Source organism: Mesorhizobium sp. BH1-1-5, assembly GCF_020165615.1.
In the GTDB taxonomy this organism is placed as follows: Bacteria; Pseudomonadota; Alphaproteobacteria; order Rhizobiales; family Rhizobiaceae; genus Mesorhizobium.
Genome location: NZ_JAIUIM010000006.1, coordinates 151,700 through 172,747, shown reverse-complemented (window position 1 = coordinate 172,747; position 21,048 = coordinate 151,700). Strand labels below are relative to the sequence as shown.

At 66.0% G+C, this 21,048-nt stretch carries 20 protein-coding genes; 12 read left to right on the top strand and 8 right to left on the bottom strand.

The window, feature by feature from the left end; all coding sequences use genetic code 11:
• The first annotated feature begins 37 nt into the window (after nucleotides 1–37).
• The 9 genes from LB572_RS10350 to LB572_RS10310 all read left to right on the top strand — a co-directional run bounded on the left by LB572_RS10350 (nucleotide 38) and on the right by LB572_RS10310 (nucleotide 8,359).
• Entirely contained in the window at nucleotides 38–1,678 is a 1,641-nt protein-coding gene (locus LB572_RS10350) for a dihydroxyacetone kinase subunit DhaK (RefSeq protein ID WP_224667647.1), read from the top strand.
• Between the two features lie 10 nt (nucleotides 1,679–1,688).
• Entirely contained in the window at nucleotides 1,689–2,288 is a 600-nt protein-coding gene (dhaL, locus tag LB572_RS10345) for a dihydroxyacetone kinase subunit DhaL (protein WP_140802023.1), read from the top strand.
• The gene (gene dhaM / locus LB572_RS10340) at nucleotides 2,288–2,677 is read left to right on the top strand and encodes a dihydroxyacetone kinase phosphoryl donor subunit DhaM (protein ID WP_140544084.1); all 390 of its coding nucleotides are present in this window, start codon (nucleotides 2,288–2,290) and stop codon (nucleotides 2,675–2,677) included. Before dhaL ends, dhaM begins: the two co-directional genes overlap by 1 nt.
• Before the next feature lie 19 nt (nucleotides 2,678–2,696).
• Entirely contained in the window at nucleotides 2,697–2,999 is a 303-nt protein-coding gene (locus LB572_RS10335) for an HPr family phosphocarrier protein (RefSeq protein WP_224667646.1), read from the top strand.
• A gap of 41 nt (nucleotides 3,000–3,040) precedes the next feature.
• Nucleotides 3,041–4,615: a phosphoenolpyruvate--protein phosphotransferase gene (ptsP, locus tag LB572_RS10330; protein ID WP_224667645.1), complete on the top strand. Its 1,575-nt coding sequence runs from the start codon at nucleotides 3,041–3,043 to the stop codon at nucleotides 4,613–4,615.
• Nucleotides 4,616–4,622: 7 nt separating this feature from the next.
• Nucleotides 4,623–5,054, top strand: a complete 432-nt coding sequence (locus LB572_RS10325; RefSeq protein ID WP_140802019.1) for a hypothetical protein — start codon at nucleotides 4,623–4,625, stop codon at nucleotides 5,052–5,054.
• Between the two features lie 23 nt (nucleotides 5,055–5,077).
• Nucleotides 5,078–6,064 (top strand): dihydroxyacetone kinase subunit DhaK, encoded by a 987-nt coding sequence (gene dhaK, locus LB572_RS10320; protein ID WP_224667644.1) that lies wholly within the window; start codon nucleotides 5,078–5,080, stop codon nucleotides 6,062–6,064.
• A 277-nt stretch (nucleotides 6,065–6,341) separates the two neighbouring features.
• Nucleotides 6,342–7,367, top strand: a complete 1,026-nt coding sequence (locus tag LB572_RS10315) for a nucleotidyltransferase family protein (RefSeq protein WP_224667643.1) — start codon at nucleotides 6,342–6,344, stop codon at nucleotides 7,365–7,367.
• Between the two features lie 8 nt (nucleotides 7,368–7,375).
• Nucleotides 7,376–8,359 carry a formyltransferase family protein gene (locus LB572_RS10310; RefSeq protein WP_224667642.1) on the top strand — a complete coding sequence of 328 codons (984 nt, stop codon included), beginning with the start codon at nucleotides 7,376–7,378 and terminating at the stop codon, nucleotides 8,357–8,359.
• A 6-nt stretch (nucleotides 8,360–8,365) separates the two neighbouring features.
• Here LB572_RS10310 and LB572_RS10305 read toward each other — a convergent pair whose 3' ends face one another.
• From LB572_RS10305 to LB572_RS10295, 3 genes are read right to left on the bottom strand one after another with little or no spacing between them, the layout of a single operon-like run.
• A complete protein-coding gene (locus LB572_RS10305; RefSeq protein WP_224667641.1) occupies nucleotides 8,366–9,346 on the bottom strand; it encodes a serine kinase in 981 nt (326 codons plus the stop codon).
• Nucleotides 9,343–9,774: a lasso peptide biosynthesis B2 protein gene (locus tag LB572_RS10300; RefSeq protein ID WP_140802014.1), complete on the bottom strand. Its 432-nt coding sequence runs from the start codon at nucleotides 9,772–9,774 to the stop codon at nucleotides 9,343–9,345. The genes LB572_RS10305 and LB572_RS10300 overlap by 4 nt, the downstream gene beginning before the upstream one ends.
• A complete protein-coding gene (locus LB572_RS10295; RefSeq protein ID WP_140802013.1) occupies nucleotides 9,774–10,061 on the bottom strand; it encodes a PqqD family protein in 288 nt (95 codons plus the stop codon). Before LB572_RS10295 ends, LB572_RS10300 begins: the two co-directional genes overlap by 1 nt.
• A gap of 595 nt (nucleotides 10,062–10,656) precedes the next feature.
• On the opposite strand from LB572_RS10295, the gene LB572_RS10290 reads away from it, so the two are divergent.
• From LB572_RS10290 to LB572_RS10280, 3 genes are all read left to right on the top strand, one after another.
• Nucleotides 10,657–12,564: a propionyl-CoA synthetase gene (locus tag LB572_RS10290; protein ID WP_224667640.1), complete on the top strand. Its 1,908-nt coding sequence runs from the start codon at nucleotides 10,657–10,659 to the stop codon at nucleotides 12,562–12,564.
• A gap of 106 nt (nucleotides 12,565–12,670) precedes the next feature.
• Nucleotides 12,671–13,750, top strand: coding sequence for an acyltransferase family protein (locus tag LB572_RS10285; RefSeq protein WP_224667639.1), 1,080 nt, complete (start codon nucleotides 12,671–12,673; stop codon nucleotides 13,748–13,750).
• Between the two features lie 151 nt (nucleotides 13,751–13,901).
• The gene (locus tag LB572_RS10280) at nucleotides 13,902–14,615 is read left to right on the top strand and encodes a metallophosphoesterase (RefSeq protein ID WP_224667638.1); all 714 of its coding nucleotides are present in this window, start codon (nucleotides 13,902–13,904) and stop codon (nucleotides 14,613–14,615) included.
• A 62-nt stretch (nucleotides 14,616–14,677) separates the two neighbouring features.
• Here the strand turns inward: LB572_RS10280 and LB572_RS10275 are convergent, their stop codons facing one another.
• From LB572_RS10275 to LB572_RS10255, 5 genes are all read right to left on the bottom strand, one after another.
• The gene (locus LB572_RS10275) at nucleotides 14,678–17,059 is read right to left on the bottom strand and encodes a polysaccharide biosynthesis tyrosine autokinase (protein WP_140802008.1); all 2,382 of its coding nucleotides are present in this window, start codon (nucleotides 17,057–17,059) and stop codon (nucleotides 14,678–14,680) included.
• A 167-nt stretch (nucleotides 17,060–17,226) separates the two neighbouring features.
• Nucleotides 17,227–18,123 carry a UTP--glucose-1-phosphate uridylyltransferase GalU gene (gene galU, locus LB572_RS10270; protein ID WP_140802007.1) on the bottom strand — a complete coding sequence of 299 codons (897 nt, stop codon included), beginning with the start codon at nucleotides 18,121–18,123 and terminating at the stop codon, nucleotides 17,227–17,229.
• Nucleotides 18,124–18,152: 29 nt separating this feature from the next.
• The gene (locus LB572_RS10265; protein ID WP_140802006.1) at nucleotides 18,153–19,139 is read right to left on the bottom strand and encodes a glycosyltransferase family 2 protein; all 987 of its coding nucleotides are present in this window, start codon (nucleotides 19,137–19,139) and stop codon (nucleotides 18,153–18,155) included.
• Entirely contained in the window at nucleotides 19,129–20,067 is a 939-nt protein-coding gene (locus LB572_RS10260; protein ID WP_140802005.1) for a glycosyltransferase, read from the bottom strand. Before LB572_RS10260 ends, LB572_RS10265 begins: the two co-directional genes overlap by 11 nt.
• Complete coding sequence (locus LB572_RS10255) at nucleotides 20,067–21,047, bottom strand: glycosyltransferase family 2 protein (RefSeq protein WP_412033551.1); 981 nt, start codon at nucleotides 21,045–21,047, stop codon at nucleotides 20,067–20,069. Before LB572_RS10255 ends, LB572_RS10260 begins: the two co-directional genes overlap by 1 nt.
• Nucleotide 21,048 lies beyond the last annotated feature (1 nt).

The following is a 21,048-nucleotide window of genomic DNA, read 5'->3' as shown; positions in this document are numbered from 1 at the left end:
CTGATTGACGACCGCAGATACGGACTGGACGAAATCCATGAAGCACTTTTTCAACCGCAAGGACACGATCGTCACCGAGGCGCTCGACGGCTTTCTCGCCACGGCGGGGTCGGGCGCGCTCGCCCGCCTCGACGGCTATCCCGAGATCAAGGTCGTGCTGCGCGCCGACTGGGACAAGACGAAGGTGGCCGTGGTTTCAGGCGGCGGCGCCGGGCATGAACCCTCGCATGCCGGCTTCGTCGGCGCCGGCATGCTGACGGCGGCAGTCTCGGGCGAGATCTTCGCCTCGCCGAGCGTCGAAGCGGTGCTGGCGGCGATCCGCGCCACGACCGGCCCGGCCGGCTGCCTGCTGGTCGTCAAGAACTACACCGGCGACCGGCTCAATTTCGGCCTCGCCGCCGAAAAGGCGCGCGCCGAAGGCCTTGCGGTCGAGATGGTGATCGTCGGCGACGACATCGCGCTGCCCGACATCGCGCAGCCGCGCGGCGTCGCCGGCACGCTGTTCGTCCACAAGATCGCCGGTCACCTTTCCGAAAGCGGCCAGGACCTGGCGGCGGTCGCGGCCGCGGCGCGCGCGGCGGCCAAGGACATATTTTCGCTCGGCATCTCGCTGTCCTCCTGCTCGATCCCCGGGCAGGCGCATGAGGATCGCTTCGGCGCGGAGGATGGCGAGCTCGGCCTCGGCATCCATGGCGAGTCGGGCGTCGAGCGCATCGCGCTGCAGAGCGCCGGCGCATTCGTCGCCATCATGGCGGAGCGCCTCGCCGCGCGGCTCGATTCTGGCAGCCGCTATGCCTTGCTGATCAACAATCTCGGCTCGGTGCCGGCGCTCGAAATGTCCTTGATCGCCAACGCGGTGCTCGCCTCGCCGTTGGCGAAGGCCGTGGCACTGACGATCGGCCCCGGGCATCTGATGACGGCGCTCAACATGAACGGGTTCTCGCTGTCACTGCTCAAGCTGGATGCGGAACGCGAGGCGGCGCTGTTGGCTCCGGTCGGCCCGCATGCCTGGTTGCCGGCGAAGCCGGTTCGCGCGCCCGTCGTCGTGTCGATGGCAAGGCCCGCGGCCGGCGCAACGACCAAGCCCTCCAGCCCCGATGCGGCCGCCGAGCGACTGATAAGAGCCGTCTGCCAGAAGCTGATCTCGCTCGAAGAGCCGCTCAACGCGCTCGACGCCAAGGCAGGCGATGGCGACACCGGCTCGACCGTGGCGACGGGGGCGCGCAGTATCCTCGGGCGCATCGAGACGCTGCCGCTTGCCGATCGCGCCGCGACCGCCGCCGCGATCGGCGATACGCTGGGCACATCGATGGGCGGCTCCAGCGGCGTGCTGTTGTCGATCTTCTTCACCGCCGCGTCGCAGTCGCTCGGCAGCGGCGCGTCGCTCAGCAAGGCTTTGCTCGCCGGGCTCGACCGGATGACCTTCTACGGCGGCGCCAAGGTCGGCGACCGCACCATGGTCGATGCGCTGGAGCCGGCGCTGAAAGCCTTCGACGTGGCCGGACCGGAAGCGGCCGCCAAAGCGGCGCGACAAGGCGCCGAAGCAACCGCCGCCATGCGCAAGGCCAAGGCCGGCCGTTCCGCCTATATCGGCAGGCAGCTCGACGTTGCTGACCCCGGCGCCTTCGCGGTCGCCGAGGTCTTCACTGCCGTGGCAGTACTGTTCGCCCCGGCATGAAGGACGGACAATGGCCGCATTCGATTTCTCCCGACTGATCGCGGCGGCGGCCGATACGATCGCGGCGCATGCCGAGGAATTGACCGCGCTCGACCAGGCGATCGGCGACGGCGACCACGGGCTGAACATGAAGCGCGGCTTCGAGGCCGTGCGCGCCGAGGCGGACGCCTTCTCGGCGAAGCCGCTGCCCGAGGCGCTGAAAGCGGTGGGAACCAAACTGGTGATGACCGTGGGCGGCGCCTCCGGGCCTCTGTTCGGCACGTTGTTCATGGCGCTCGGCAAGGACCTGCCGGTTGCACCCGATCGAAACGGGCTGGCCGTGGCCCTGGGCAAGGCGATCGAGGCGGTCGCCGCGCGGGGTAAATCGCAAGTTGGCCAAAAAACCATGCTCGACGTGCTGCGGCCGGTGTATGAGGCGCTGGCGCAAGGCAAGACGGCTACCGAGATCGTCGATGCAGCCGACAGGGCTGCGGAGGCCACGGTGCCGATGAAGGCCCTGCGCGGGCGCGCCTCCTTCCTGGGAGAGCGCTCGATCGGGCATATGGACGCCGGAGCGCGCTCGACCGCGCTTCTGGTGCGCGCAGTCGCGGAAGCGATAGAGGGTATTTGATGAGCAATGTCGGTATCGTCATCGTGTCGCATTCGCCTTTGGTCGCCGAGGGCACGGCCGACATGGTGCGCCAGATGGTAGGCGACGAAGTGCCGCTTGCATGGTGCGGCGGAAACGGCCATGGCGGGCTCGGCACCAGCGTCGAGGCGATCATGGGCGCGATCGACAAGGCCTGGTCGGAAGCGGGCGTCGCCATCCTGGTCGATCTTGGCGGCGCCGAGACCAACTCGGAGATGGCGGTCGAGATGATCGGCGAGCCGCGCTCGCACAGAATAGTCGTCTGCAACGCGCCGATCGTCGAAGGCGCGGTGATGGCGGCAACCGAATCCTCCGGCGGCGCCTCGCTCAAGGAAGTGGTGGCGACGGCGCATGAATTGTCGCCGTCGTGAACGAACGGGAACCGACTGAATGTCAGCATCCTCCGAAGCAACCGTCCTGATCACCCACGCGGTGGGCTTGCATGCGCGCCCTTCGGTGAAGTTCACCAAGCTCGCCAAGACGTTCGCGGCCGAGGTGGAGGTGGCGGTGGCCGCCAACGGTCCCTGGTTCGACGCCAAGAGCATCGTCAAGGTGATGGCGGCGAAGGCGCCGAAGGGCACCCTGCTGCATATCCGCGCCAAGGGCGACGGTGCTGCGCAGGCGGTCAAGGCGCTGGTCGATCTGGTGCAGCGCGACTTCGACGAGGACGCGGATCATGCCCGGTCCGCTTGAGACGGATCCGCATGCCCACAGGCCCGCAAGGAAAGCGAGCCATGCGGGTTGACGGTATTCCCGCCTCTCCCGGCTACGCCGAAGGCCCGCTGTTCGACCTGGAGCAGCCGCCGGCCGCCTATCAAGGCAAAACAAACGCGACCGAGGAAAGAGCCGCGCTGGAAGGGGCGATCGGCAAGGCCGTCGGCCGGCTGGCTGCGTTGATCGAAACCGCCGATGGGGACGCCGCCGGCATCCTCGAATTCCACATCGCCATGCTGGAGGACGACGCGCTGAGCGGTCCGGCCATCGCGGCGATCGGTTCCGGGCAGCTGGCGGACGCCGCCTGGCGCGCGGCGCTCGACAGCGAGATCGCCGGCTACGAAGCATCGGACCAGGACTATTTTCGCGCCCGCGCGGCGGACCTGCGCGATATTCGTGACCAGGTGCTGCGGGCGCTGAGCGAGGACAGCGAAGCCGCGGCGCCCCCGGGCGCGATTCTCTGTGGCCAGGACATCGCGCCAACGCGCTTCCTCGAGACCGACTGGAGCAAAGGCGGCGGCATCGCGCTCGAGCGAGGCAGCACCGCCAGCCATGTCGCCATGCTGGCGCGCTCGCGCGGCGTGCCGATGGTCGTCGGTCTGGGCGCCACGGCCCGACCGGTCACCAGCGACGCGCTGCTCGATGCCGAACGCGGCGGGATCGTCTTCTTGCCGTCGCCGGCCGAGATCGAAGCGTTCCGGCAATCGGCCGCCGCCTTCGCCGACCGCCAGGGCGCGGCAAAACCATTCCTGACGGAGCCGGCGGTGACCAAGGCCGGCACAGCGGTGCGCGTCCAGGTCAACATCGCCTACCCTTCCGACGTCGACGGCATCGATATCGCGACCTGCGACGGCGTCGGCCTGATGCGGACCGAATTCCTGTTCGGCAAGACATTGCCTGACGAGGAGACGCAGTACCGTGCCTACCGCAAGGTGCTGGAATGGGCCGGCGACAAGCCGGTGACGATCCGCACCGTCGATGCCGGCGGCGACAAGCCGTCGCCGGGTTTCACCGTCGAGGAGACCAACCCGTTCCTCGGCCTGCGCGGCATAAGGCTTTCGCTCAAGCGTCGCGATATCTTCCGCGTGCAGATCCGGGCATTGCTGCGCGCCGCCATCCACGGCAATCTGAAGGTGATGTTCCCGATGATCGCCACATCCGATGAATACAGCCAAGCCGCGGCGCTGTTCGCCGAAGAACAGGCAGCACTTGCGGCGCAGGGCGTCGCGCGCAAGCTGCCGCCGCTCGGCATCATGGTCGAGGTGCCGTCGGTGGCGCTGGCGCCGGAGGCCTTCGCCGATGTCGCCTTCTTCTCGATCGGCTCCAACGACCTGACGCAATATGTGATGGCGGCCGCGCGGGACAATGCGGCCGTGGCGCATCTGAACACCGTCCGTCACCCGGCGGTGCTGCGGCTGATCGCAGCCGTCGCCGCCTTCGGGCGCGACAAGGGAATCCCCGTCAGCCTGTGCGGTGACGCAGGCGGCGATCCGGCAACCATCCCGGCGCTGCTCGAGGCCGGCCTGCGCGACCTGTCGGTCGCCCCCGCGCAACTCGCCATGGCCAAGGCGGCCATTGCGGCCGTTGCGGTATAGACGCGGCATGGCCGGGACCGAGAAGATACCGGAAGCCGGCTCGGAAGAGGCGATCCGCGCCTATAAGACGATCCTGTCGCAGGTGATCGACCAGCGCCCGTCGGGCATGCGGCAACGCCTGGCCGATGCGCTCGGCAAGCACCGCAGCTTCGTAACGCAGATTTCCAGCCCGGCCTATTCGATCCCGATCCCGTCAAAGCATCTGCCGTCCATCTTTTCCGTCTGCCATTTCAGCCAGGCCGAGCGCGACCAGTTCATGGCCGCCTATCACCAGGCGCATCCCGGCAAGGTGCCCGCGACCTCCGGTCCGCGCAGGACACGCCATGTCTCGCTCATCGTGCCGGATTTCGGCGACGATAGGCAGAACGCCGCGCTCGACCGGGCGATCAACGAATTCATCCAGAAAATAACCAGCATCGCCGGCAAGGGCAGCGGCTAGAGCGGGAGCATGGGAGGACTGCCATGAAGAAATTCATCAATTCGGTGGACACGGTCCTGGCTGAAAGCCTCGATGGCTTTGCGGCCGCTCATGCCGATATCCTCGTGCTGGGCGACGACCACAAATTCATCCGCCGCAGAGCGCTGAAGCCCGGCAAGGTGGCGCTGATCTCCGGCGGCGGCTCCGGCCACGAGCCGCTGCATGGCGGCTTCGTCGGCCATGGCATGCTGGACGCCGCCTGCCCCGGCCAGGTGTTCACCTCGCCAACGCCGGATCAGATGCTGGCGGCCGTGCAGGCCGTGGACACCGGCGCCGGCTGCCTGTTCATCGTCAAGAACTATGAAGGCGATGTGATGAACTTCGACATGGCGGCCGAGATGGCGGACGGCGTGCTGCAAGTGGTGACCAATGACGACGTCGCGGTCGAGAACTCGTCCTACACGACCGGGCGGCGCGGCGTCGCCGGCACGCTGGTGGTGGAAAAGATCGTCGGCGCCGCGGCCGAGCAAGGCATGGCGCTGCCCGCGCTCAAGGCGCTGGGCGAGCGCGTCAACGCCGCGACACGCTCGATGGGCGTGGCGCTGACCAGCGGTACGGTGCCCGCCGCCGGCAAGCCGACCTTCGAGATCGGCGACGGCCAGATGGAGTTCGGCGTCGGCATCCATGGCGAACCCGGCCGGCGACGCGACACGTTGAAAAGCGCCGATGCCATCGCCGAGGAGGTCTGCGCGGCAATCGCCGGTGATCTCGGCGACCGCGCCAAAGGGCCGGCGCTGCTGCTCGTCAACGGCTTCGGCGGCACGCCGTCGATGGAGCTCTATCTGATGTACAACAGCGCCCGCAAAATGTTCGAGAAACAGGGGGTGGTGGTTGTCCGCTCGCTGGTCGGGTCTTACGTGACCTCGCTCGACATGGCCGGATGCTCGATCACGCTGACGATGCTCGACGACGATACCGCGGCGCTATGGGACGCGCCGGTGCATACGGCGGCGCTGCGCTGGGGAATTTAGCCGGCGTCAGCCGAGGCTGAGCGGCGAATTCCGGGCTAGACCGGTGTTTTCGAGGCGGCCACCACGGTGGGCAGCCTGCCTGCCTTGCGCAAAACCGGCGCTTGATACGGCTTCTTGGTCATTTCATGCCTCCGACTTCAGATTGTAAGGATGCGGCAAAGCTATTGGCACTGTCAATTCATGCGCGGGCTTTGCCCTCGCGCTGCTGGCATCCCTGATGCTTTTCTGCAACCATGCCCGCCATATTTGTCTTCCAGGAACGAACCCCGACAGATCTATGCTGCCTTCTCTTGCGCCTGCCGATGAGAAACTGCTGCTGACCTTCGCCGACCCCCAGGCGCCGGCCGCCATTGGCAATGGTCTTGCGGCCAAAACCCTGCTGGCGCTGCTCGCCAACGCGGAGTTCCACGGCGTGCTGCCGATCATGCTGCGCAAACTCCGGGAGATCGGCGACGCCCGACTGCCGCAGGACGCAGCGCTGCAGCGGAAATTGTCGGAATTGCGCGACGAAGCGACAATGGCAACCGGTCAGTCGATGTTGCTGCAGTATCACGGCGACCGCATCATGAAAGCGCTGGCTGCGAAAGGCGTGCCGGCCCGGATCGTCAAGGGACCGGTGTTCGCACGCAAGCTCTATCGCCAGTCTGCGGACCGTCCCTTCACCGACATCGACATTCTCGTCGAGCCTACCAGCATCGAGGCGGCCAACCGGACGATCGGCGAATGCGGCTTCGAGCTTGGCAGCGACGAGACCGAGTCGCACGAATTGCAGGAGTTCAAATGGCTGGAGAAAGAGAACTCCAGCCTGCTGATCGAGTTGCATGGCAATCTTGTGCATGACACCGGTATGCGCCGGCGCTTGTCGCTCGGATTTCGGGAACTGCAGACAATTGACGACGGCGAAAACGACACGCCGGCCTCACTGCTCACCATCGCCATCGTCCATGCCGCCGGCGGCCACAAATTTCACCGGCTGCAGCTCTGCGTGGATGTGCTGCAAGGCGTGCGGGCGCTGAAATCGCCGGAAGAGGAAGCGCGCCTGCTCGAGGCCGCCCGCATGACCGGCATCGAGCTCGAGCTGGCCACGGTCCTCAACGTCACCGGGCGCCTTTTCGGCGCGCCGCGGGCGATCGAGCTCGCCAACCGCATCAAGCCGGACCTCTCGATACGGTTGGCGAAATGGCTGATCACCGGCAACATGCTGCTTCGGGTCAATTCCCGCGAAAAGCTGCGCTCGCGCCTCAGCCGCGATGCCTTCCGCTGGGTGCAGAGGCTGGCGCGGCCGCGGCCGTATCCAGCCTGAGTCTCGGCATGGAGAAGCCGCTCTCGGCCGTGTTCGTCACCGAGGTTTCTTCCGTCACCGGGCCGATGCTTGCGCGTTGGGCAAATCGCGGCCACCGCATTGCCGCCATAGTGGTGCCTGGCCCACGTGCCGGCAAACGCCGCAGCTTCAGCGTCCTGCGCCGTCGCCTGCGGCGCAGGCTTGCGTTGAGGTCTCATCTCGGACACGCTGTGCCCCCGCTGATCGAATTCAGCCCGCCCTATGACTGGGCTACGCTCGGGCCGCGGCTCAGCGCGCCTGGCGCCGATGTCTTGATCTGTTTCGGCTACGGCAGGCTGATTCCGCAAACCGCGCTAGAGCTGTTTCCAAAAGGCGGCCTCAACCTGCATCCCGCGCTTCTGCCGCACTATCGCGGCCCGAATCCGATCCACCGGCTAACTATCGACCAGATGCATGACGCCCATGGCGGCGTGACCTTGCACAAGATGACGTCCGGCTTCGATGAGGGCGATATCCTGGCGCAGGTCGGTTTTGCAGCAGAGGACTGGCGTTCGGCCGCAACGGTGAACCAGGCCTTGGCCGACGCCATGGCTGTGCTTGCGGCGGATATTGCGCCTGAGTTTTGCCGTGGCAGGCTTGCCGGATCGCCCCAGCCTGACGGGGCATATGTGTGGGCCCGCATCGAGCCCGGTCCGTTGGTCGTCGGCACGCAATCGTCAAGCGAGCATGTCGCCCGGCTATGCCGGATCGTCGGGTCGAGCGTGCCGGTCAGCGTCCTGATCAATGGAAAGCCGGTTCGGTTGGCTCAGCCGATCCGTCGCCTAGGACCGCCCACCGGCGAAGCGGCGAAATACCGATGGGGATTGGTGGAGTTCGATTGCGCCGACGCGCGCGTCGTGCATCTGGCCTACAACAAGCTTTCCCGGCTGTTGATGCGATGGAAGGCGAAGCGTTATCCGGCTCGACAAGAGCCACGATCCTTCGACATCAGGCGCTTCGGCGCGAAGGACTGACGCGCCTCAGCCCTGCACCGCAGCGCGGATCAGCGCCGCCGCCTCGACCGGCCTCGCCCCGATTTCCAGCGTGAAGGTCGGCACCCTCTTGACCAGCGCAGCGATCGCCGCCATCCGCCTTTTCTGCACCGACAGCAGGCCAGTCATGCCGGTCCTGACATTGTCCGTGGCCAGCGCCACCATGGCGTCGGTCCTGGCCATCGGCAGCAACCGGGTCTCGGTGTCCGCCGAACGCGCAAGATGCAGGAGCGCAACGACGGGTCTGGGGCGCACATCCTCGACGCGGATGATTTCGCCGAGGCGGTCCAGCGAAACGGATTGCTCGCCCTCGGCGTCCCATGTCTCCCCCAGGCAGGGCGACACGAAAGACAGCATCGCTGCGGTGTGGCGATGGACCTTCACCTTGCGCGGCATGCCCCAGGCCGTGACGCCATCGGCTGTCGTCTTCAGGATCATGACGTCGTCCGAGCAGAGGCCGAAGCCCTGCGAGGCGAGCGCCAGCGACGTCGTCGACTTGCCGGTGCCGCTCGGCGCGTGGATCAGCACGAGCGCCTCGCTGTCCGGCAGCGTCAGGCCGGCCGTGTGCAGCATATGCTGGCCGTCGGCATCGAGCGCTGCATCCAGCACCATCATCAGCAGGGTCCACTTGATCTTGCTGTCCGGATGGAGACGGATTTGGGCTCGGCCCTCGCCGTCGTGGATCGACACGGTCTGCTGGCCTGGGAAAACCAGATGGAAGACGCTTCCGGCGTCGATCATGCGGCAATGGCCGTCCAGCGGCACTTCGCCGTCGAAAGCCAGCTTTCCTTGGGGATTCTCCTGCAACTCGAGCGTTTCGACGATGTCGATGCGAAAGCCGGGCTGGACAGCTGCTTCCACACGCAACGTCCCGAGCATCAGGTCGAAATTCGGCCAGAGATCGGCGCGCGCGGCGGTGATGCCTATGACCTGGCCGTTGAGGTCGTAGCGGAAAGTCTGATCGCTCAAGCGGCTGTCGCCTTCGTCCTGGCCGGGTGGCGGTAGATCTCCACCATGCCGGGCTGGCTGTCGCTGACCACCGGCTTGCCGTCGAGGCAGACCCAGCAATGCGCCGACAGGCGGGGCTCTTGCATCGACTTGGCGTCGACGCCGAAACGCAACTCCGGATCGAGACCGGCCATGCGCAGAAAGCGAAAACCGAGCAGACCTTCCCGAAGGCATCTGCGGTCGCGCATCAACCAGGGGCGCCGCACCGTTCGTTTGACGCGCTGCACGATGTAGGTCCAGGGCAAGTCGCGATAAGGCGCAGGCGACTGCAGCGGCGCCAGTTTCAACACGCTTTCGAAATCGCGCCGGCCGACCAGCACCGGCATCAGCCTGGCGCTGAACCACAAATGAACGCGGAACAGGACGCGCAGGACCGGTCCGTCGGCCATCACGCGCCCGGGTCGGCGAGGATGCCTTCGGCCACCAGCTCGGCGGCCAATGCGGTCATGTCCTCGTCGAGCGTTGCCTTGTCGACCTCGAATTCGTCCGACAGCAGGTCGACGATCTGGTCGAGGTTGCGCGCACCATCGACCTTGCCTAGGAAAGCCTCGGTCGTGTCGTTGCAGGTGTAAAGCTGGCCGCTGCGGGCCAGAAGCACGACGGCGCCATCGCCGACATGCTGCACGGACGCGTCGTCCGCCATCCGCAGCACCGTTTCAGAGCCGATTTCAGCCATCCGCCCGCTCCCTTCGCTCAAGAGCAATTAGCGCGGCACCGCTAGGCTGTCCATCGCCGTGAGTGACGGTACCTAGGCGGGTTGCGACCTATCAGCCGCTCGGACCCGTCGGGCCGCTTGAATTGCCCGCCGCGAGAATCGACAACTTCCCGCGTTTGGTCAGCACCGGCTTCTCATAAATCCGCTTCATGAAATTCCCTCGATTCCACATCCGAAAGCGATGGCCGGCTCCCTGCCCGCCACGGGGCGAATATTAGCGAGGTCTTGCCTTCCTGTCCTTAGGTAAGCTATGAGTCCGCCGGGCTTTGGGGAGTGATCTGTATGCGTTACAACTGGGAACGGGCTCCGACGGCGTTCGAGCGCCATCGGAAGGCGCTTGCGGCGGCTATCCTGATCGCCGGCGGCGTCGGGTTGATGCTGGCGGCGCTGCCGCTTTAAGCCAGCCGATATCGCGGATTGTGACGGCGACGTCTCCAGGTAGGCGCCGAACGGAGCCGTTTGGCGGCGATGTCGACCAAAATGCAGGAAGACATGGCCGGCAAGAACGACTTAGGCTATTCCCAGGCAGCAAAACGTTCCTGGGGAGGAAGACCACATGGCCTCACGCTACCACGAAGTCTATGAGGGCTGGAAACGCGACCCCATAGGGTTCTGGGCCGAGGCGGCGAAGGCGATCGACTGGTATACGCCGGCCGACAAGGTCTTCGATCCGACGGCAGGCGTCTACGGCCGCTGGTTCACCGGCGCCACCTGCAACACCTGCTACAACGCAATCGACCGCCATGTCGCCGGCGGACGCGCCGACCAGCTGGCGCTGATCCATGACAGCGCGATCACCGGCACGATCCGGACATTCACCTATGCCGAATTGAAGCGCGAGGTCGTCGCATTGGCCTCGGTGCTCAGGCATCGCGGCATCGGCAAGGGCGACCGCGTCATCATCTACATGCCGATGGTGGCCGAAGCAGCCATCGCCATGCTCGCCTGCGCGAGGCTGGGGGCCGTGCATTCGGTGGTGTTCGGCGGCTTCGCCTCGCATGAGCTCGCCACCCGCATCGACGACGCCAAGCCGAAGCTGATCATCACCGCCTCCTGCGGGCTGGAGCCCGGACGCGTCGTCGCCTACAAGCCCTTGCTCGACAAGGCGATCGAGGTGTCGAAGCACAAGCCCGACGCCTGCCTCATCCTGCAGCGCGAGCAGCTGCGCTGCGAGATGAAGGACAATTACGATTTCGACTATGCCGATGCGGTCGCCCGCGAGCGCGCCGCCGGCGCCAATGTCGACTGCGTGCCGGTGCTGGCCACCGATCCGCTCTACATCATCTACACCTCCGGCACGACCGGCCAGCCGAAAGGCATCGTGCGCGACAATGGCGGCCACATGGTCGCGCTGAAATGGACCATGAACAACGAATTCGGCGTCAAGCCCGGCGAAGTGTTCTGGGCTGCGTCGGATGTCGGCTGGGTGGTCGGCCATTCCTACATCGTCTACGCGCCGCTTCTGCATGGCTGCACCAGCGTGCTGTTCGAGGGCAAACCGATCGGCACGCCGGACGCCGGCACCTACTGGCGGGTGATCTCGCAGCATGGCGTGGTGGCGCTGTTCACCGCGCCGACGGCGTTCCGCGCCATCAAGGGCCAGGACCCCAAGGGCGAGTTCGTGCCGAAATACGACCTTTCGAAGTTCCGCACGCTGTTCCTGGCCGGCGAGCGCGCCGACCCCGAAACCATCAAATGGGCCGAGCAGAAGCTCGACCGGCCGGTTGTCGACCATTGGTGGCAGACCGAGACCGGCTCGCCGATGACGATCAATCCGGCGGGCCTGGGGCTGCTGCCGGTGAAATACGGCTCGCCCGGCGTGCCGATGCCCGGTTACGACATCCGCATCCTCGACGATGCCGGCCACGAGGTGACGCGCGGCACGCTCGGCAATGTCGTGGTCAAGCTGCCGCTGCCCGCCGGCTGCCTGCCGACGCTGTGGAATGCCGATGCCCGCTTCCGCCAGGCCTACCTGGAAGAGTTCCCCGGTTACTACAAGACGGCCGATGCCGGCATGATGGACGAGGACGGCTATCTCTACGTCATGGCCCGCACCGACGACATCATCAACGTCGCCGGCCACCGGCTCTCGACCGGAGCCATGGAAGAGGTGCTGGCGGCGCATCCCGATGTCGCAGAATGCGCGGTCATCGGCATTGCCGATGCCATGAAAGGCCAGGTGCCGCTCGGCTTCGTCGTGCTCAATGCAGGCGTGTCGCGCGATACCGGCGCGATCGAAGGCGAGGTCGTAGGGCTGGTGCGCGAGCGCATCGGCCCGGTCGCCGCCTTCAAGACGGTGGTGACGATCAAGCGGCTGCCCAAGACCCGCTCCGGCAAGATCCTGCGCGGCACGATGCAGAAGATCGCCGACAAGGAGGCATGGACGATGCCGGCGACCATCGACGACCCTGTGATCCTCGACGAGATCACTGCAGTGCTGAAGGGCCGCGGCATCGGGGTGTAGACGCAAGACGGCAAAGCGGCGAATTTCTCCCGCAGCGCAATCGTCTGTTGTGCAATGCAGCAATAACGCCTAGACTTCGCGTGGGGGGCCATACCGAAAGCACGGCATGGCTCAGCACAAGACGACATTCGGCGGCGTCGACATCCTGCGTTTCCTGGCCGCCGTCATGGTGATGTTTTATCATTATGGCTTCTGGATCTGGGCCTTCCCCGACGGCATTTCGGCGCGCGCCACCGGCGGCATCCCGCCCCATCCCGAGATGGCCTTTGCCGGCTCCGGCTGGGTCGGCGTGCAGGTGTTCTTCGTCATCAGCGGCTTCGTCATCGCCTTCAGCGCCGAGAACGCCACGTCGCTGAAATTCTTCGAGGCGCGCTTCAGGCGGCTGGTGCCGGCAGTGTGGATCTGCGCGCCGCTCACCGCGATCGTCCTGCTTATGGTGGGCCTCTCCTGGCCGACGGACGCCGTGATCCGCCTCGTCCGCACGGGGCTGTTCGTGCCCTTCGAGCCATGGGTGGACAGCGTCTACTGGACGCTCGGCATCGAGATCGCGTTCTATGCGATCGTCTGGGTGCTGCTGCGGCTCGGTCGCTTCGACCTGATGGAGACCGTGGCCATCGTCATCGGCCTCGTCAGCACATTGTTCTGGTGCGCCTATTTCGCCTTCGGCTGGACCGATCTCGCCGAGACGCGCTGGCTGCAGCTGACGCTGGTGCATCACGGCGCATTCTTCGCCGTCGGCGTGCTTCTGTGGCTGATGCGCTTCAAGGCGATAACCCTGCCGCGCCTTGCCTTCGCGGCCCTGTTCCTGCTCGGGGGCGCGCTGCAGATCGCGAGCTCGGTCGACGTGCACGCCGTCAAGGTGGAAGCCGCGATGCCCTACGCGACGCCGATCATCATCTTCCTCACGGCGGTCGCCCTGATGGCCTGGTCGCTGCGCCTAGACCTTTCCTGGCGCGGCTGGCGGCGCATCGGGCTGATGACCTATCCGCTCTATCTCATCCACGATGTCGTCGGCGCGGCGATGCTCGGCGCCCTGACGCGCGCCGGCGTGCCCTATCTGGCTGCCATTCCCATTGTCGGCGCCGCCATGATCGCGGTGAGCTGGCTGATCGCGGCCGAAGCCGAGCCGCGCGTCCGGCTGCTCTTCGACCACACGCTGTTCCGCTATCGGTTGAAGGCCGCCTGACGACCGCGGCCGCCGAGCACGCGCCGGTGTGGAATTGTTTGCATTCGGCATGATATCGAGGCGCAAATCAGTGCAAGCATTCGAGCCTCAATCCGTGAGCCTGTTCCAACGATCGAGACGTCCTCGACCCGCTCCACGCGAGCGCCTTGTCATGGATATGCGCGACACGGTCGTCTACGCGATCGGCGACGTGCATGGCTGCTATGACGAACTGCGCGCGCTGGAAGGAAAAATCCAGCTCGACGCGCAGCGGTTCCGCGGCCGCAAGATCATCATCATGCTGGGCGACTATATCGACCGCGGGCCGAATTCGCGGCGCGTGATCGAACATCTGATGGCGCCGCCGCCGAAAGGCTTTCAGCGCGTCTGCCTCGTGGGCAACCATGAGGTCGCGCTGCTCCTCTATCTGGACGGCCATCTTTCGCGCGAACCCTGGCTCGGCTATGGCGCCCGCGAAACCTTGTTCTCCTACGGCGTCGACCCGGATCGCCTGACAAGTCTCTACCGTTCGGGCGAGCAGGCGGACGCGCGCATCCGCGAGGCCATTCCCGCCGGCCATGTCGACTTCCTGCGCACGCTGCCGGCGATGATCTGCTCCGACCAATTCGTCTTCGTGCATGCCGGCATCCGGCCCGGCATCGCGCTCGAGGCGCAAGACGAAGGCGACCTCCTCAACATCCGCGAAGAGTTCTTCCAGGCGGCGCACCGCCTCGACCGCTGGGTGGTGCACGGTCACACGATCGTCGACGCCCCGACGCTCGACGGGCGCCGGCTCGACATCGACACCGGCGCCTTTCAAACGGGGCGGCTGACCGCGCTCAGGATCGTCGGCAAATACGGCCGGCTGCTGTCTTCACAGAATTAGGGCGGCACGCCATTTCAGGCTGAGCCGCCCCGTGTCCTTGTTTTTCCAACCGTAAGGCCGCCTCAAGCAGCCTGTTTGGCGCGCGATTCCGACTTATCCAGATAGTAGGTCGAATAGCGGTCGAAGAACCTTTCCGAGCCGCCGAGCGAGCCGTATTTGGCCAGCTTCTTCAGATCGACCTTGTTGAGCACCGCGCCGATCACCTTGTTGGCGATATAGGGCTCTGATTCCAGCATCGAACGCACCATGTTGCGCGGCGTGCGGCCCCATTCGGTGACCATCACGAAGCCGTCGACCAGCGGCGCGAAGGCCTTGGCGTCGACGACTGGCCCGAGCGGCGGCAGGTCGACGATGATGTATTCGAACGTCTCCTTGGCGTTCTCGATGAAACGCCGCATGCCGGCCGAGCCCAGAAGCTCGCTGGTGTGCGAGAACTGGCCGCGCAGCACGGCCGGAATGATCGCAAGCTTGGTCTGGCGGTCGACCTTGCCGACCGACTGCCAGGTCTGGCCGTTGACCACCGCCTCCATCAAGCCCTGCTCGGTCTCCATGCCGAGGCTGCGGCTCAAGCCCGGATTGCGCAGGTCGCCGTCGATGAGCAGGGTCCTGGCGCCGTTGGCGGCGAGCAGGCCGGCGAGGTTCGCGGCCACCGTCGACTTGCCTTCCCCAGGCAGCACCGAAATGACGCCGATGACCCGGCTGCCGCGGTCTTCCATCACGACGTCGAAGGCGATCTTGGCGTTGCGCAGCGTCTCGGCGAACATCGAGGCCGGGGCGTCGATGCTGACGCGCATGCGCGCCCGTTTCTCGGCCGCGGAGAGGCTGGCGACCTTGCCGTCGGCCGGCAGGTCGTCGGGCTTGGAATCCCTTGCCTTGCCGCCGCCGATCGTCGGCAGGTAGCCGAGGAACTTCAGACCGACGCGGTCACGGATGTCCTCGCCCGTCCTGAAGAACCGCTCGTTGAACTCGTTGAGACCGCCGAAGCCGGCGCCAAGCATCAGGCCGAGCACCAGCGACAGCGACAGCACGCGCAAGGTGCGCGGGCTGGAAGCCGCGAGCGGCATCGTCGCGTCGGAAATGATGCGGACCTTGCCGACCGGGAAGGACTGCTGCTGCGAGGCCTCCTCATAGCGGCTGAGGAAGGTCTGGTAGAGCGTGGTCAGCGCCTGGGCCTGCTGGTCGAGCTCCTTCAGCTTCACCTGCGACTGGTTGTCGATCGAGCTCTTGCCGGCGGCGGTGGAAATCTTGTCGCGCAGCGCCGTCTCGCGCGCCTGCGCCACTTCGAAATCGTTACGGTAGCTTTCGGTGAGCTGCTTCAGCTGGCCGAAGATCTGCGCCGAGACATCGGCCTTTTCCTTGGTCAGCGCGACCGCCTGCGGGTGGTCCTTGCCGAAATTCGTCTCGACGTCCTGCAGGCGCTTGGCGATGGCCAGATAGCGGGTCTTGAGCGCGATGATGACCGAGCTGCTCGGCTGGTCGGCGCCGATGGCCGAATCGTTGAAGGCGCTTTCGGAGCCGCTGTCGACAATCGCCTTGTATTGCTGATAGCGTGCGCTGGCCCTGGCGGTATCGGCCTGGGCGACGATGAGCTGGGCGTTGAGGTCGGCGAGCTGCTTGTCGCTCAGCAACTGGCCGTCGCTGTTGGCGGAGAGCCCGTGCTCGGCCCTGAACTTCTCGACCGCCATCGCTGCCTGCTGTGAGCTTTCGCGCAATTCGGTGAGCCTGCCCTGCAGCCACAAGGCGGCGCGTTCGGTGGCGTCGAAGCTGGCGTTGAGCTGGTCGGCCAGATAGGCATCGGCATAGGCCTTGGTGATGGCCGTGGCCAGTGCGGGATCGGGCGCCTGGTAGCCGATGGAAAGCACGTAGCTGCGGCCGTTGCGCTGCGCCAGCACCTCGCTCTGCAGCTTCAGCACCGCATAGTCGTGGCGCGCCGTCCTGATCATGGCCTGGCGCGTCGCCTCGTCGACATTCTGCATGCCGGGGATGTCATCGGCCGAGCTGCCGCGGAAATAACCGACCACGCCGCGCAGGAAGCCGACGCCCTTGGCCAGGGCCGATTGCGGCGGGTTCATGAACGCGTCGTTCTGGTCGAGCTTCAGCTTGTCGACCACCACCGACGCCAGCCGTGCGGAGGTGAGAATCTCGACCTGGCTGAGAAAGGAGGCGTCAGTCTGAACGGTTTGCGACGCCGCCGAAATGTCGTCGACGACCTTGTTCAGGCCCTCGTCGATCAGGACGCTCGCCACGGACATGTATTGCTTGGGGGTGGTCTGCAGATAGATCACGCCCAGGAACAGGCCGATGATGGCGCAGACCGCCACCACCTTGGCCTGTCGGGCGGCCATGCCAAGCAGACGCTCGACATCGATGAAGTCTTCACCCTTTTCCGGATCGGTACTGGGCAACGGCATCCTCTTGTCGAGAGGGAAGTTGGCATAGTTCATCTTCGGTCCAATTCCAGGTTGCAGGCGCTATCGGCCTTGGTAGATCGGCGTCGTGACCAGAAAAGACCGCGCAACGTCGTTGCCAGGATGCGCCGGGCCGGAAGGCCCGGGCGCTTGTATGGCTGTCGCGCCATCGCGGGTTCGCATATGCACCCGAAACATGGGCATTATGCGGCTACTTCCCGGCGCTCATGCGACCGGACGAATTGCTGCAGCATCTCGAAGACAGGCCCCTTCATGTCGTCGCGCGCCAGGGCAAACGCGATGGTGGCCTCGATGAAGCCTTCCTTGGAGCCGCAGTCGAACATGCGGCCATCGAAAGGCTGGGCGTAGAAGGGCTGGCTCCGGGCCAGGCGCACCATGGCGTCGGTGAGCTGGATTTCATTGCCCGCGCCGCGCTGCTGGTTGCCGAGCAGGGCAAATATCTCCGGCTGCAGCACGTAGCGGCCGTTGATGTAGAAATTCGACGGCGCCTTGGCCGGTGCGGGCTTTTCGACCATCTCGGTGACCTTGAAGCCGGAACCGACCTCGTCGCCACGGCCGACAATGCCGTATTTGCCGGTTTCGGCCGGGTCGCAGCGCTCGACGGCGATCACATTACCGCCTGTGCGCTGGTAGAGATCGACCGTTTCGGCGAGGCAGCCGCGCGCGCCGAAGGACACCATGTCGGGCAGCAGCAGCGCGAAGGGTTCGTTGCCGATCACGTCGCGCGCGCACCATACGGCGTGGCCGAGACCCTGCGGCGACTGCTGGCGAATGAAGGAGGTGGCGCCGGCCATCGGCAGCAGGCTCTCCAGCGATTCGAGCTGCGCCTTCTTTCCGGTCTGTTCCAGCGTGCCGATCAGTTCAGGATGCAGGTCGAAATAGTCCTCGATGACCGCCTTGTTGCGGCCGGTGACGAAGACGATGTGCTCGATGCCGGCCTCGAAGGCCTCGTCGACGGCATACTGCACGACGGGCTTGTCGACGACGGGCAGCATCTCCTTCGGCATCGACTTGGTCGCCGGCAGGAACCGCGTTCCGAGCCCCGCGACCGGGATGACTGCCTTCCTGACTTTCTGCATCTGATATTCCTTCTGAGAGAAAAAGATTTCTACTTATCGCTGGCTATCAAATCGCCCGCATGCTTCGTCTCCCCGCCCCGACGGCGAACTTGTGCCGCAATCCTTCTCAGCCGGACCGCGATAGGCATGCTCATATGCCCGATCGCGGCCGGATCCCTGATCGCCGCGCCGATCGCCTTGAGCGGCGCGCGCGCCTTGATGTGCTGAACCAGGGACAGGAACGACGCTGCCTTGCGCAGGCTGCGGCCGCGCCTGGCGAAGGCCGCCCGGGCGCCGCTGTCCATGGGATATGCCGCCGCGAAGGCGGCGTCGGCGCGCATCATTGCCTCGACATGATGCAATTCGAGCACCCGCGAGATCGAGCCGGTGCGGATGTGGTAGACATAGCCGACGGTCGGCTCGACCACGCAGCGGCCGCCGCTGGCCAGCGCGCTCGCCAAAAGAATGTAGTCCTCGCCGATGCGCAGCTTCTCGTCGTAGCGCAGCCTGTTGTCGTCGAGGAGGCGGCGCTGGAAGATCGGCTTGAGATAGCCGAAATTGAAGCGCGATTCGAAGACCAGATTGCCGGCGATGTAGTCGGCGAGCGAAATTTCGCGCAAGCCTTCGAGATAGCCGGCCGGGAACATGGTGTCGTCGGGCGTGCCGTCCTCGCGCACGACCTGCACATTGTCGACCGCAATCTGGGCACCCGCCGCTTCGGCGCGGGAGATCATCGTGGCAAGGCGGTCGGGAAGCACCGCATCGTCGGAATCGAGCACCGCCACCCAGCGGCCCCTGGCGAGGTCGAGGCCGGCATTGCGGGCGCCGCCGGGACCACGATTGGCGGGCAACGCGACCACCTTGACGATATCCTGCGGATAGCCGCGCGCCACATCCAGCGTGCCGTCGCGCGACTGGTCGTCGACGACGATGACCTCGACGGTCACGCCAAGTTGGGCGATCGCGCCGGCGATGGCGCGGTCGAGAGTGGCCTCCGCGTTATAGGCGGCGATGACGAAGCTGACGTCAGGCTGCACGCTTGTTCCCTTGTTCTGGCGAAGTGAGGCCGTACTGGCGGATTTCGCGGACGCCGACCAAACCGCTGACGACACCAACGTGCATAATGCCGCGCAGCACGCTGCGGTTCCGTCGCACCGGGCTGATCGCGGTCAAAATCGCCATGCCGAAGCAGTAGGCGGCCTTGGCCGAAGCCAGCCCGACCTGGCCGGCGCGGCGCACGCCGCCGGTGCCGTGCCCGATCAGATGGCCATGCGTTTGGCCGAAACGGAAGCGGCGGCGGCGCAGCCAGTCGAATGCGGCCCTGGCGCGGGGCACCACCTCGTCGACGAAGGCATCAGGCGCAAAGGCGATGCGGCCGCCGGCCTTGACCATGGCATCGAAGAACTCGGTATCCTCGCCGCCGGTCTGGCCGCGCGCCAGGCTGAAGCGACGGCCGCGCAGGCTCGCATCGGTCATCCTGAGCAGGACGTTGCAGGTGTAGCCGGTGCGGATCTCGCCGCGCACCCAGACCGGCAAGGTCGAGTGGAAGTCGCCCTCTTGCATCCAGGCCGGTGCGTCCTGGCGATAATGCGCCCGCACCGGTCCGAGCACGGCCGCGGCGCCCGTGGCATCGGCCGTCGTGACCAACTCGACCAGCCAGCCGGGCGATGCCGTCTCGTCGTCGTCGATGAAGGCGGCGAAGTCCGAAACGCTGGCATCGAGGCAGGCGTTGCGGGCGATCGAGATGTTGCGCGCCGGCGCGTGGCGATAGCGGACCGGCAGCCTCAGCTCCTCGGCCAGTGCCTTCACCAGCTTCTGGGCGCTGGGCTCGTCGTCATTGTCGGCGATGACGATGCCGATCTCCAGTCCCGCGGGCTTCTCCAGCGCGGCGACCGAGCGCAGCGTGTCGGCCAGCTCCGGCCGGCGGAAGGTGCAGATGCAGATATCGATCGAGCGCCCGGCCATCACGCCACCTTGCGCTGCGAGCGCGGCGTCAGAAGCTGCTGCCAGAAGCCGACCGACCAGCCGAAATGCATAACCATGGCCGAGACCCCGGCCAGCGCGATGCTGGCGTTACGCTGGCGTATCGCCGTCGCCAGGCCGTAGCCGAGACACACCGCCGCCCACAAAAGGAAAGGCACTGCCGCCAGCCAGTGGACGAAGGAGAACAGGGCGAGCAGCACCACCGGCGCCACCAGCAGCGGGATCATCTGGCGGACCTTCGGCACCATGCGATGCTTCAGCACGTTCCTGGCGCGGCCGCGGCCATAGCCGAGATACTGGAAATAAAGGCTCTTCAGCGTCGAACGCGGATAGTAGACCATCTGCGTCCTGCCGCTCATCCAGATGCGGTAGCCGGCCTGGCGTAGCCGGTAGTCGAGCTCGGCGTCCTCGTTGTGGCTGAAACTCTCGTCATAGCCGCCGACATCCTTGAACGCGGCGATGCGCATCAGCGCGTGATGGCCGTGGTCGACCCATTCGCCCTCGGACATATGCCGGTGCTTCGAGCCGCCGGTGCCGAGCTTGGAATTCTGCGCCGCCGCGACCGCCTTCTGCACGGCGCCGGTGCCCGCGGTCAGCATCGAAACGACGACCGAATCGGCGCCGGTGGCAAGCGCTTCCTCGACCAGCCGGTCGCAGTAATCGTCCGGATAGCCGCCATGCGCGTCGATGCGGATCAGGTAGTCGACGCCTTCGCCGAGGGTCGCCACCGCGAGATTGATGGCGGCGCTCTGCAGGCGCTTCGGGTTGGCGAGCAGGATAACGCGAGGATCCTGCGCCACGACCTTTTCGACGATGGCCTGCGTGCCGTCGTCGCTGCCGCCGTCGGCGACGACGATGCGGCCGCCAAGCTGTGCCGCCGCGGGCCGCAACTGGTCGAGCAGGCCGCCGATATGGGCTGCCTCGTTGAGGCAGGGAATGACGATCAGGATCGATGCCCGCATC